This window comes from Paraburkholderia sp. JPY465 (assembly GCF_050436725.1).
Classification (GTDB): domain Bacteria; phylum Pseudomonadota; class Gammaproteobacteria; order Burkholderiales; family Burkholderiaceae; genus Paraburkholderia; species Paraburkholderia youngii.
Window position 1 is genome coordinate 488,214 of the sequence record NZ_JBNDMT010000002.1, and the last position, 12,072, is coordinate 500,285.

Annotated in this window: 13 protein-coding genes and 2 pseudogenes; 5 read left to right on the top strand and 10 right to left on the bottom strand. The window is 63.3% G+C overall.

Going from position 1 to position 12,072, the window contains the following annotated elements; genetic code table 11:
• Window positions 1–72 precede the first annotated feature (72 nt).
• The 6 genes from QFZ94_RS04360 to QFZ94_RS04385 all read right to left on the bottom strand — a co-directional run bounded on the left by QFZ94_RS04360 (window position 73) and on the right by QFZ94_RS04385 (window position 5,271).
• The gene (locus QFZ94_RS04360; protein ID WP_429455698.1) at window positions 73–2,109 is read right to left on the bottom strand and encodes a family 2A encapsulin nanocompartment cargo protein cysteine desulfurase; all 2,037 of its coding nucleotides are present in this window, start codon (window positions 2,107–2,109) and stop codon (window positions 73–75) included.
• Window positions 2,084–3,016 carry a family 2A encapsulin nanocompartment shell protein gene (locus QFZ94_RS04365; RefSeq protein WP_410848274.1) on the bottom strand — a complete coding sequence of 311 codons (933 nt, stop codon included), beginning with the start codon at window positions 3,014–3,016 and terminating at the stop codon, window positions 2,084–2,086. Before QFZ94_RS04365 ends, QFZ94_RS04360 begins: the two co-directional genes overlap by 26 nt.
• A gap of 107 nt (window positions 3,017–3,123) precedes the next feature.
• Window positions 3,124–3,372: a helix-turn-helix domain-containing protein gene (locus QFZ94_RS04370; RefSeq protein WP_018436421.1), complete on the bottom strand. Its 249-nt coding sequence runs from the start codon at window positions 3,370–3,372 to the stop codon at window positions 3,124–3,126.
• Window positions 3,369–4,346: a serine O-acetyltransferase EpsC gene (gene epsC, locus QFZ94_RS04375; protein ID WP_429455699.1), complete on the bottom strand. Its 978-nt coding sequence runs from the start codon at window positions 4,344–4,346 to the stop codon at window positions 3,369–3,371. Before epsC ends, QFZ94_RS04370 begins: the two co-directional genes overlap by 4 nt.
• 45 nt (window positions 4,347–4,391) lie before the next feature.
• Entirely contained in the window at window positions 4,392–4,859 is a 468-nt protein-coding gene (locus tag QFZ94_RS04380) for a rhodanese-like domain-containing protein (RefSeq protein WP_429455700.1), read from the bottom strand.
• Window positions 4,860–5,040: 181 nt separating this feature from the next.
• Complete coding sequence (locus QFZ94_RS04385; RefSeq protein WP_429455701.1) at window positions 5,041–5,271, bottom strand: hypothetical protein; 231 nt, start codon at window positions 5,269–5,271, stop codon at window positions 5,041–5,043.
• A 353-nt stretch (window positions 5,272–5,624) separates the two neighbouring features.
• Between QFZ94_RS04385 and QFZ94_RS04390 the strand changes: the two genes are divergently transcribed.
• Both QFZ94_RS04390 and QFZ94_RS04395 read left to right on the top strand, forming a co-directional pair.
• Complete coding sequence (locus QFZ94_RS04390; protein ID WP_368581753.1) at window positions 5,625–6,194, top strand: peroxidase-related enzyme; 570 nt, start codon at window positions 5,625–5,627, stop codon at window positions 6,192–6,194.
• 33 nt (window positions 6,195–6,227) lie between these two features.
• Window positions 6,228–7,457: an acyl-CoA dehydrogenase family protein gene (locus tag QFZ94_RS04395; RefSeq protein ID WP_429455702.1), complete on the top strand. Its 1,230-nt coding sequence runs from the start codon at window positions 6,228–6,230 to the stop codon at window positions 7,455–7,457.
• Between the two features lie 141 nt (window positions 7,458–7,598).
• On the opposite strand, the gene QFZ94_RS04400 is transcribed toward QFZ94_RS04395, so the two are convergent.
• Window positions 7,599–7,862 (bottom strand): hypothetical protein, encoded by a 264-nt coding sequence (locus QFZ94_RS04400; RefSeq protein ID WP_429455703.1) that lies wholly within the window; start codon window positions 7,860–7,862, stop codon window positions 7,599–7,601.
• Window positions 7,863–8,058: 196 nt separating this feature from the next.
• Here QFZ94_RS04400 and QFZ94_RS04405 point away from each other — a divergent pair, with 196 nt between their 5' ends.
• Together QFZ94_RS04405 and QFZ94_RS04410 are read left to right on the top strand one after the other, a co-directional pair.
• Window positions 8,059–8,997: a cation diffusion facilitator family transporter gene (locus tag QFZ94_RS04405; protein ID WP_429455704.1), complete on the top strand. Its 939-nt coding sequence runs from the start codon at window positions 8,059–8,061 to the stop codon at window positions 8,995–8,997.
• Window positions 8,998–9,130: 133 nt separating this feature from the next.
• The gene (locus tag QFZ94_RS04410; RefSeq protein ID WP_429455705.1) at window positions 9,131–9,442 is read left to right on the top strand and encodes a hypothetical protein; all 312 of its coding nucleotides are present in this window, start codon (window positions 9,131–9,133) and stop codon (window positions 9,440–9,442) included.
• Between the two features lie 45 nt (window positions 9,443–9,487).
• On the opposite strand, the gene QFZ94_RS04415 is transcribed toward QFZ94_RS04410, so the two are convergent.
• The 3 genes and pseudogenes from QFZ94_RS04415 to QFZ94_RS04425 form a co-directional block, all read right to left on the bottom strand.
• Window positions 9,488–10,159, bottom strand: coding sequence for a SagB/ThcOx family dehydrogenase (locus tag QFZ94_RS04415; protein WP_410849367.1), 672 nt, complete (start codon window positions 10,157–10,159; stop codon window positions 9,488–9,490).
• Window positions 10,160–10,245: 86 nt separating this feature from the next.
• Window positions 10,246–10,719 (bottom strand): annotated as a pseudogene (locus tag QFZ94_RS04420) (MFS transporter); the annotation flags it as partial.
• Window positions 10,713–10,957 (bottom strand): annotated as a pseudogene (locus tag QFZ94_RS04425) (nitrate reductase); the annotation flags it as partial. The pseudogenes QFZ94_RS04420 and QFZ94_RS04425, both read right to left, overlap by 7 nt.
• Window positions 10,958–11,207: 250 nt before the next feature.
• Here QFZ94_RS04425 and QFZ94_RS04430 point away from each other — a divergent pair.
• On the top strand, window positions 11,208–12,041 hold the full coding sequence (locus QFZ94_RS04430) for a class II glutamine amidotransferase (protein WP_368581747.1): 834 nt from the start codon (window positions 11,208–11,210) through the stop codon (window positions 12,039–12,041).
• Window positions 12,042–12,072: the final 31 nt, after the last annotated feature.

A 12,072-nucleotide genomic window follows, 5' to 3' on the forward strand; every position in this document is an offset into this window, starting at 1 on the left:
GGAGCGATCGCCGTGCTTGCCGCCCGCGCATTTCACACGCGAGGAAGCGGCGGCCATTGCTGGCCGCCTGTTTCAGCGTCGCGATGACAGCCGCCGCACCACCGACACCAGCGCATCGACCTCATCGCAGGTGTTGTAGAACGCGAGCGACGGCCGCACCGTTGCCTCGACACCGAAGCGACGCAAGATCGGCTGCGCGCAGTGATGCCCGGAGCGCACCGCGATGCCCTCCTCGTTGAGCGCCTTGCCCACCTCTTCGGTTTCGTAGCCCTTCAGCACGAACGACAACACGCTGGCCTTGTCGCGCGCCGTGCCGATCAGCCGCACGCCCGGCACCGGTTGCAGCACGCTCGTTGCGTACGCGAGCAGATCGTGTTCATAACGCGCGATATTCTCGATACCAATGCGCTGAACGTAATCGATCGCCGCACCCAGGCCCACCGCATCGGCGATATTGCCCGTTCCCGCTTCGAAGCGATTCGGCGGCGGCTGGAACACCGTGCGTTCGAACGTCACGTCCGCGATCATGTTGCCGCCGCCTTGCCACGGCGGCATATCTTCGAGTATCGCGCGCTTGCCATACACCACGCCGATGCCGGTCGGACCGAACACCTTGTGGCCCGAGAACACGAAGAAATCCGCGTCGAGCGCCTGCACATCCACCCGCATGTGCGATACCGACTGCGCGCCATCGACCAGCGCCTTCGCGCCCGCACGATGCGCAAGCTCGACAATCTCCCTGACCGGCACCACGGTGCCCAGCGCGTTCGACACCTGCGTGACCGAGACGATCTTTGTCCGGTCATTCAGCAGCCGACGGTATTCGTCGAGCAAAACCTGCCCGCTGTCATCGACCGGAATCACCCGCAGCTTCGCGCCGGTCTGCGCGGCAAGCTGCTGCCACGGCACGATGTTCGCGTGATGCTCCAGATGCGACACGATGATCTCGTCGCCTTCGCCAACGTTCTGCACGCCCCACGTCTTCGCGATCAGGTTGATCGCTTCGGTGGTGCCGCGCACGAAGATGATCTCCTCCGGCGATGCCGCGCCGATGAAGCGCTGCACCTTGCTGCGCGCCGCCTCGTAGGCATCGGTCGCGCGGCCGGCCAGAGCATGCGCCGCGCGATGGATGTTCGAGTTTTCGTGTGCGTAGAAATACGCGAGCCGGTCGATCACCGCCTGCGGCTTGTGCGTCGTCGCGGCGTTGTCGAACCACACGAGTTGCCGGCCGTTGACGCGCTCCTGCAGAATCGGAAAGTCGCGGCGAATCGCATTCACGTCGAACGGTGGATGCGCCGCGCTTGCCGCCTGCGGGACGTTCTGCGCGCCATGAAGCGACTGCCCCGGCGTGCGAGAACGATCCTGCATATTCAGGAAATAGTGTGACGGGCTCGCGGGTTGCGCCGCTGCGGGTGAAGCAGCCGCCCGGTCATACGGAAAGCGTTGTTCGACAAGCGGCCCGTCAACAGCAGGCAAGCCGAGCGATTGCGCGGTCACTTCCTGCCAGCCCGGCACGACGATCTCCGGCGGCACGGCGGAAGTCTCTCGCGAGTGCGTCGCATCGCCGAGGAAGTAGTAAGGCGAAGCCGACTGCCTTGCCAGCGCTCCACCGCCGCCCTGACGCTGCGCGCCCTGTCCTTCCGGCACACCCAGCGCGGCGCTGCCAAAAGGCGGATCGAGCGCGGGCGCTACCGTCACCACGTTATCGGGCAAGCCGTTCTGAGCCGCCGCATGCGGCACCAGCGCGGGCGCGCGATGCCCCAGCGACAGAACGTGCGTCGGCGAAGGCAGCAGGTTGCCGCCCGGCACGTGACCTTGCGGCAACGCCGCGCCCGGGATGCCGGTGCCCGTGCCTCCGGGTCCCGCGAGCGGCGAACCAGCCGGAGCTGGATTGCCGAGCTCGCTGGTCACGGGCGCGGTGAACGGCTGCGTGCCCGCGAGACCCGGCGTTGCCGACGTATCGGGCGCATTGCCCGGCAGCGCCGAGAAGAACGCGTTAGCGAGCGACGCCAGAAGCGCGGGGTCGGGCAATCCCGCTGGAGGACCGTCAGGCACTTCGTGCGACAGGACGTTGTCCATCGGCTTACTTGTAGGTGTCTGGGTAGTCATGGTACTTGCCGATCTCCACGTCATCGAGAACCGCCAACGCGTCCGGCGAATGCACGGCGAGCGAGCAATAGAGCGAGATCAGATACGACGCGATCGCATGATTGTTGATGCCCATGAAGCGGACCGACAGCCCCGGACCCTGCTCGCCCGCGACACCCGGCTGGAACAGGCCGACCACGCCCTGGCGCTTGTCGCCGACGCGCAGCAGCAGGATCTTGGTCTTGCCGTCCGCAACCGGCACCTTGTCCGACGGAATCAGCGGAATACCGCGCCATGTCAGGAACTGCGAGCCGAACAGACTGATGGTGGGCGGCGGCACGCCACGGCGCGTGCATTCACGGCCGAACGCGGCGATCGCGAGCGGATGAGTGAGGAAGAACGCGGGCTCTTTCCAGACCTTCGTGAGCAGCTCGTCGAGATCGTCCGGGGTCGGCGCGCCGGTCAACGGAAACACGCGCTGTTCTTCAGCGACGTTGGCGAGCAGACCGTAATCGGGATTATTGATGAGCTGGCTTTCCTGCAGCTCCTTGATCGTTTCGATCGTGAGGCGCAGTTGCTCCTTGATCTGATCGTGCGGGCTGCTGTACAGATCCGAGACCCGCGTATGCACATCCAGCACCGTGCTGACCGCATTGAGAAAATACTCGCGCGGCGCTTCCTCGTACGGCACAAAAGTGCGCGGCAATGCGCTCTCATCTTCACGCGCGGTGCAGGCGGCCACCACCGCTTCAGGATTCTTCACCTGGTTCAGACGATAGATGCCTGCCTCGACCGGCAGCCACTGCAGCAGGTGCGTGAGCCAACGCGGCGTGATCGTCGCGAGTTGCGGAACGGTTTTGGTGGCATTAGCTAGTTGCCGTGCTGCGGTATCGCCGAGCGCCGTCAGGCCGCCCACTGTTGCTGTCATCTGTTGCTCCGGGGTTGTTAGATGAAAATCGGGAAAGCTTATGAGCGGAACAGATTATCGAGAGCCAACCCCGGCCCTTCAACATGCTATAGACAGCAACGTTCGATCTAACGCAGCGAAGCGGGATCGACCTCCGCAGTTGCAGCGGCAGGATTGAGCAGACGTTCTATCGGCACCTGAAACGCGCGCGCGAGTTTGTCGACCGTGACGATAGATGCGATCGCGGCACCGCGTTCAATCTCGCCGACATAGGAGCGGTTCAGTTCGGCGTACTCGGCCAGTTGCTCCTGCGACCAGCCATAAGTCTCGCGAATCCGTCTGACCGCCGCGCCGAATTCCCTGACGAGGCCGCTCATCGCGCTGCTCCCGTCACGAGAGGTTCGTCCTCCCGCTGCGCGCGTGACGTGCGTTCGCCCGGCACGGCAACGCCGGTGCCTTCATTGCGCGACACCGCCTGCGTCACGTGCGACCCCGGCGCGACATCCTGCGTGAGCCACACATTGCCCCCGATCACCGAACCCCGGCCGAGCGTCACGCGTCCGAGTATGGTTGCGCCCGCGTAGATCACCACGTCGTCCTGGACGATCGGATGACGCGCGTGCCCCTTCTCCAGGTGCCCTTGCGCGTCGCGAGGAAAGCGCTTGGCGCCGAGCGTCACCGCCTGATAGACGCGCACCCTCTCGCCGATCACGGCCGTCTCGCCGATCACCACGCCGGTGCCGTGATCAATGAAGAACGCCGCGCCGATCTTCGCGCCGGGATGAATATCGATCCCGGTCTGCGCATGCGCATGCTCAGCAACGATCCGCGCCAGCAGCGGCAAACCGAGTCCGTACAATTCGTGCGCGATGCGGTGGTGAATCATCGCGAGCACGCCCGGATAGCACAACAGCACTTCATCGACGCTGCCCGCCGCGGGGTCGCCATGAAACGCGGCGAGCACGTCGCTGTCGAGCAGCGTGCGGATTGCCGGCAAGCGCGTCGCGAACGCGCGCACCGCGACGCTTGCCTGCGCTTCCACCAGGGCCGCGGGCGGTGGGTCGTGCCGGGTGCGGTAGTGCAACTCCAGCCGCGCCTGCGCCAGTAGCGCATGCAAGGCCGCGTCGAGCGCATGCCCGACGTAGAAGTTCTCGCTCTCCTGCCGCAGATCGGCGGGCCCGAGACGCATCGGAAAAAGCACACCCTTCAGCGTATCGACGATGTCCGCGAGCGCTTCGCGCCCCGGCAACTCGCGCCCGCCTGGTTCGAGCGAACGCTTCTGCACTTCACGCCACTGCTGGCGCACCGTCTGAAGCGCCTGAACTATTTCATCGACGTCGAACACTGCCACAGCGTTGACTCCCCATAAAGTGCAGCGCGGACCGTTTCAGGTGCATCAGTCCTGAATCCACGGCAGGCCGTGAAAACGCCAACCATTGCTGGCGCCGCGCCGTTGCGCGTCGTCCAGCTCTCCTTCGAAACCTTCCAGCACGTTGAAAACCTGCGTGAAGCCCGCCTTCGCGGCAGCCTCGGCCGCCAGCGCGGAGCGGTTGCCGCTGCGGCACAGCAACAGCACGACCGCATCCTTGCCGGTCTTCGCTTCAAGCTCGCGCACGAAGCGCGGATTGCGCGTCAGGCTCGTGCCAGTTGCCCATGCAACATGCAGACTGTCCGGCACGAGTCCGACGAATTTGCGTTCCTCGGCAGTGCGCACGTCCACGAGGACTGCGGCGCCGGCCTGAACGAGTGCCCACGCGTCTTGCGGCGGCACGCCGCCCGCATAGGACAGGCCCGCTTCGGCAGCGCGTGCGCGGGCGCTTTCGAGCAGCGCGTCGGTGGATCGTTCTGCGAGTTCAAGCGTCATGACGTCTCCTTCGATATAGCGCCATTCCTTACGCGCTGTTTCTAGACAATGGCGAATGCAACCGCCTATAGCCATCAGGAGACACTATGAGAGATCGGCGACCGAAGCCGAACCAATTTATTTTCATTTCTAAAGAAGCATCGGTTTAGTCGCTGCGACTTACGGAAACGCTGCTTGCCATTCAATCCGGCGGCGGATCGTGCGGCACGACAAACATGCCAGGCGTGTATTCCATATGGAAATAGCCGCCGCGCGCATACGCCGCGATCCGCTCCGCCGATTGCGCGCGCTCGTCTGGCGCGCGTAGTCCGTCGGAACGCTCATCGGACTGTGCCGATGAACGCTTCGCATAACGCTGCCGCAAGGTCCGCACGGGATGCAGCAGCCCACTCGGGAAAATTGCCGTGGCCATGCGACCTCCATCGATCCATTGCTGTATGGACTCAATCTAGCGTTCGCATAAAAGAACGGCAAACAAGGTTTGATGGATTGGATTTCACTACGCGTATCAAACGCTAATCTTTTCTGGACGATCGAACGTCGCCGCGTTCCGAGGCCTTCGAATCAACAACGTCGATCACGCTTTTTCCGGCGACGCCGCGGCACTCTTCGACGCCATCGCAGGGGCATTCGTTTCACTGCGTCGAAACGCATTCGCGCCGCTATGCAAATGCCAAATCAATATTGGCGCGCGCGGCAAGCCGCTGACGATAATCAGGCGCATCAGTCTCTCTTCTCGCGGCAACCCGTCCAAGGAGCATTGATATGACAGCAGCTGTTGACACTCAAGCGGAAAGCGCGCTCTCGCGGCTCAGACACGCCAATAATGACGCCCTTCCCGACGACATCGAGCGGCTCGTGCAATCGCATGACGGCGATAACTGGATTCGCGCGCTCGCGTTGAATCCGGACACCACCCGGCGCTTCGTCCGTTACTTCGAACAACTGTTTGGCGCGACAGGCGGGAAGCTCCCGCTCGTCGAACGCGAACTGATCGCGGTCGTTGTCTCCACGACCAACCGCTGCGGTCTGTGCGCGCTTCATCACACTCACGCACTGGGCGCCGCGCTCGACGATCCGGCAAAAGCACGCCGCATTGCCACGGACCTTCATTTCGCGGGGCTTTCGTCGCGTGAGCAGGCACTCGCCGATCTTGCGATCAAGGTGACGCAAGACCCGCGCAGCGTGAATCAAAAAGATTTCGAGCGGCTGCGTGGCGAAGGCCTTTCCGAGCCGGCCATTCTCGAAGCTGTTGAAACGGCGTCGTGGTTCAACCACACGAACCGCATTTTCATTTCGCTGGGCGTCGTCCCCGACGACAAATACTTCGCTTGAACAATCGTCGTATGGGAGAAGGAGAAAATCACTGTGAGCACAGTCAGTACGGCACTGGAACCCGACCTATCCGCCCCCACGAATAACGAAGCGCAAGCCGCCAACACATCCAGTTCGTTGCTCTCTGAAGCGCTGCTCGATCGCATCGGTACGCGCGCGGCGCTATACGATCGTGAGAACCGATTCTTTGCCGAAGACCTCGACGAGCTGAAACAGGCGGGATTTCTGCGTGCGAGCGTGCCAGTCGAGTTGGGAGGCTTGGGGCTTACATTGCCCGAATTCATCCAGCAGCAGATCCGGCTCGCGGGACGTGCGCCCGCCACGGCGCTCGCGTTGAACATGCATCAATACTGGATCGGCGCGGCGCTGCATTTGCGGCGACTTAGCGACAACTCCGCGCAATGGATTCTTACCGAGGCCGCAGCCGGCAAGGTCTTCGCCGCAGGCCACGGTGAACCCGGCAACGATCTGGGTCTCGCCCACTCGTTCGTGAAGGCGACGCCGCTCGCCGACGGCAGCTACCGCTTCGACGGCCGCAAGATTTTCACGTCGCTGGCTCCCGTTTGGGACTGGCTCGGCGTTCACGGACTCGACGACTCGGACCCCGCGCATCCTAAGATCGTGCATGCGTTTATCGAGCGCAGCGCGCCGGGTCATCGCACGGTCAAGACATGGGACGCGCTCGGCCTGCGCGCGACGCAAAGCGACGATACCCTGCTTGAGGGCGCCGTGGCGCGCAAGGATCGCGTAATTCGCGTGCTGCCTGCCGGACCGCCGAACGATCCGTTCGTCGACGGCATTCTCGGCGCCGTCCTGCCGGGGCTGGCCGCCGTGTACTACGGCGCGGCAAAACGTGCGTTCGCTCTCGCGCTTGCGTCCGCCACCACGCGCTCATCCGCCGCATTGCAGGGCAGGACCTACGCATACAAGCCTCTCACGCAGCGCAGCGTCGCCGAGGCGTCGATCGAACTCGACAGCATCGAGGCATTACTGGAACGCGTCGCCGATAGATGGTGGTCCGGGCAACCGGAGCCCGAACCGTGGATCGCGAAACTGCTGGCCGCGAAACAGCACGCGGTGGATGGCGCGCTGCGCGTCGTGAACCTTTCGCTGCAAATTGCCGGGGCCGGCGCGTTGGCGCGGCGTGCGGAACTGGAACGGCTATATCGCGATGTACGTGCGGGCGCATTCCATCCGCCTAACGCTGATGCGTCGTTCGAGCTCATCGGCCAAGCGCGCCTCGGTGTGCTCGGTCTCGTTTGAAGGAAGCCTTCGCTGCACGCAATGATGCGTCGGCGAAGGCCCTGTCTAATCGCAGCTTCGGCCACCTTTACGAGCAGGCGGCGAGTACTGCCTCACCGTCGCGCGAGCATGGCAAGCGAGCGATGCTGCTGCAATTGCGAGTCATATCCGGCAAGCGCGCCTTCGAAAGAGCGCACAGCCGACCATGTCGCGAATAGTGGTTGTGACCGCGTCTTCGTGTGTCGTTTCGGTCGCTGCGGCTCCATTCACGACGTGACGCGCACCGCTCAGGCAATAGCCCGAAACGCGCCGCGCGTTCAAACATACACGCACGGTGCCGTTTTCGATCAGCGGCGCGAGCGCGGCTTCCACTGCCCGCTCCGAAACACCGAAAAGAAGTGTCGGCCGGTTCGCGTAGGAAGTCATGTTGCATCTCCATTCGTCTGGTTCCTCAACAGAGGTGACAGAGGGCCGATGGGAATGTTCCAGCTCGCACACCGCAACGGACGCCTGATCGGTTGGACTCCCCTGTAATCGACCAGCGTCTCGAGGCCTGCTTTATGCTGTTCAATCTCCAGGCTCGGGAATCGCCCATTTTCGATTCGAACAAGGAGATAGGCTCATGAGGGCCAGGTCCGGGCGGCACATATCTGCGCCACGGGCGGTCTACTACGCCCTCGCATCGAATATCGCTGTCGCCGTGTGCAAGTTCGCCGTCGCGTTCTACACCAACTCGGGGTCCGCACTCGCCGAAGCCGTACACTCCAGCGCCGACTGTCTGAACCAGATTGCGCTGCTCGTCGGGCATCGCGCCGCGCGAGCCGAGCCCGACGAGCAACATCCACTCGGCTTCGGTCGCGCGACCTATGTCTACGCAATGCTGGTGGCGCTGCAGCTTTTCATCTTCGGCGGCGTTGCGTCGATGGTGATCGGCGGCTTTCGAGCAATCCATCACTCACGGCTCGAACAGCCTTTGCTCGCGATCGCCGTGTTGTGCGTGTCCGGCGTGATCGAGGCAGTCGCTCTCAGAGCCTCCATTCGCACGATCGAACCCCGCCATCGCGCCGGCGGGCTACTGAAATGGTTCAGGGAAAGCGGCAGGCCGTCCGTGATGCTCGCGGTCAGCGAGGATGTCGCCGCGGTAACGGGCGTGCTCGTCTCCCTGATCGCGATCGGCATTACGGTGCTCACCGGCAATCCGCTTTACGATGCGCTCGGCAGTGTCGGCGTCGGCGTCGTGCTGATGGTCACGGCTCTGTTCTCGATGCGTGAGATTCAATCGCTTCTCGTCGGTGAATCGGCGCACCAGCGCATACGCCAGGAGATGCGCGCGTGGCTCAGCGAGCGCCACGAAGTCCGTCGCATCGTCAGTCTGATCGCCTTGAAGTGGTCGGAGGATCTGGTGATTGCGATTCAGGCCGAACTCGAACCGCACGACAGTGCGAACGACATGGTGCGCACGATCAACCACCTCGAGCACGAATTGAAGGAGCGCTTTCCCTCCGCCCGATGGATATTCTTCGAGCCCGAATTGCGAGAACATGGCCGAGCCCCGCTCTAGTAACGAAAGAGAGCATCGGCGACACGTGGCGCGCCGCTTGCTTCGTATACTAATGCGCAGGCGAGACGCAGAGGGTTTGTTCCCCCAATGAACGGCTCGGTCAGGCCGACCCGCGATACGGCTGAGGGTGGCAATGGATAGCTTGCAGTGTGAGTACGACGATTGCGTGGTGCTGGTTCGCGCACTTCGGAACTGGATTGACCGCCACTGGCCCATCGACCGAGCGCGCGTCAAGGCCGAGATGGGACAGCTCATCGACATGGTGGAACGGGCCGGACCGCGCGACGCGATGTTTCACGGTCGTCTCGATGCGGCGCGCTCGCTGATCGTGCTCGGGCGATTGACGGACGCGCTGGACTGCGTCGATACGCTACTGCCGGTCGTGCAACAAAGCGAGCACAGCCCCAGGCGTTGGCCGATTACCGCACGGCGCTGGAGACCGTAAAACTCGCCAAGGCTTGATCGAACGCATCGCGCCTGTCGCAACGACTCAGGCCGGATAGCCTACCGGGATCAGATAGAGGACGGTCTGGCCGCGAGGCAGCCCGAGCTTGCGCGCCGCCGGAGCGCCGTCGACGGCGCCCACGGGCACGGCGACGAGCCCCAGCGCGACGATCTGCAGCAGCATGTTCTCGGTCGAATGCCCGACTTCGAGATCGGCATACAGATTGGCTCTCCCGCCATATCTCGCGGTCAGCCTGCTGGGGTCGGCGGCCACCACGAGCAAGGCCGGGGCCGCCTCGACCGACGCCTGATTGACCGCAAGCGCTCGCAGTTCGGGGCGCAGGTCGTGGCTGGCGCGCTTCTCTGCCCGATGGCCTTGCGGCAGATAGTGCATCACCTCCGTAGCAGTCACCACGTACAGTTCGAGCGCATACAAAGCGCCGGCCGCCGGAGCCGCACGCTTGCCGTCCGAGCTGGTGATGCCCTGCCCGGCCCACATCAATTGGCCGATGACCTCGACCGGCAGCGGCTTCGACGCGAATCTGCGCACGGACCTGCGCTTTGCGATGGCTTCCTCGAGGGACACCGTGCCTGTGAGGTTGGGCTTGGGCAACTCGATCTGATCGGTGAATTTCGCCTCGGCTCCGTGCGCCAGGCTGGTAGAACCCTCGGCGAGCGCGCCTGCGGCCAGCGCAACCAACAGTTCACGGCGTTTCATTGGGCACCTCCATCAGCAAAAAAGCAGGCTGGCAGGCAAAGCCTGCAGCCTGCGCGATTCTCGGCACTGCGCGTTGGCAAACACGGTCAGGCAACAGAACCCGCAACCGGTGTATGCCGCACATCCGACAGATAGATCAGGATCAGCGAAACCCAGACGATCCCGTAAACGATCATGAAGCAGGTCGAACGCACCCTGAAAAAATCCAGCAGGATGCCGAAGATTATAGGCAGCAGGAATCCGCCCAGGCCCCCTGCAAGCCCGACGATCCCGGTGACGACGCCCATGATCTCCGTAAAATCGTCGGCCACGTACTTGAAGTTCGACGCGATGCCAAACGCGAAAGCCGCGCCGAGCAGGAACGCCAGCGCAACGAACGCATAGACGGTTACGCGCAGGTGAATGCTCGCGGTACCGTCGATCGTGTGAATCACGAAATCGGTCGGCGGATACGACAGCTGGAACAGGCAGATCCACGCGACGCATAGTCCCTACCACGTCACGCTATGGGCGCCGAGGCGATCGGCCAGCGCTCCGCCTACCGCCCGCAGCACCGACCCCGCGGATAGTCCGTCTGCTGCGTTTCCCAGGTGACGATGCCGCCCTTGACATAGATCTTCCAGGAGCAGGACCCCGTGCAGTTCACGCCATGAGTGGAACGAACTATCTTGTCGTGCTGCCAGCGTTGGCTGGTAAGCATCTTCATTGCCGGTCTTCATCTGTGACAGCACCGTGACCATCCGAAAACTGCGGACGGAGGGCCGTAAAGTAACGTAACCTGTCCAGGAGATGGCTCATGTGCGTCCTGCCTCTATCGGAGTGGGTCGGCGCAAGGTCGCGAAGGGGATTTGAAACGGACAAACTGCGGACCACGTCCGCTTCGTGCCTGAAGGGCTGCCTTGATGCCCGGCACGGACGCTCCTTGGCACACTCAACGTCTCCATCTATGGTGACATGCGTCAAGTCTCCCTCAATCGGACTTTGGTCCTACAAACGCCGCCCGCGCGGTGGTGTAGGTTTGTGATGCGCAACCGACAGGAGAGCAATCATGTGCCGTTGGCTCGCTTATACCGGCAACCCGCTTCAGCTCGAAACCGTGCTGTTCAATGCCCGGCATTCGCTGATCGATCAGAGCATGCATTCGCGGCTCGGCGCCACCACCACCAATGGCGACGGTTTCGGGATCGGCTGGTATGGCCATCCCACCGACATTCCGTTTCGCTACCGCTGCATCCAGCCCGCATGGAGCGACCGCAATCTACGCGAGGCAGCACGGGCGATCCATTCGCCGCTATTCGTTGCGCATATACGCGCGGCGACCGACACGCCGTCGCAGGAAACCAACTGTCATCCGTTCCGCCACGGCCGCTGGCTGTTCGCGCACAACGGGCTGGTGCGCAACTACCCGAAGGTGCGCCGCGATCTGATGGTGCAGATCGACCCCGAACTATTCCCCTCCATCGAGGGCTCGACCGATTCCGAGGTGCTGTTTTTTCTCGCGCTGTCCTTCGGGCTGGAGCTCACGCCGGTCACCGCGCTCGAACGGATGGTCGGCTTCGTCGAAGCCACCGGCCGCCGGCATGGCATCGATGAACCGCTGAACATGACCGTGTGTGCGACCGACGGCGAGCAGATCATCGCGGTCCGTTATTCGAGCGAAGGGCAGTCGCGCTCGCTGTTTCACAGCACGTCGTTCCGTCATCTGCGCGAGTTGTATCCGGACGACGAGCGCATCAGGACGGCCGGCGAGAACGCGTTTCTCGTGCTGTCCGAGCCGCTCTCCGACTTGCCGGGCATCTGGCAGGAAATCCCCGAGAGCACGGCGGTGGTCGCACGCGGCGGCGAGATCGAGCAGTATGCGTTCAAGCCGCGAATGAACTGAACCGCGCCTGGAATTTTGCGCCCCGCCGCCC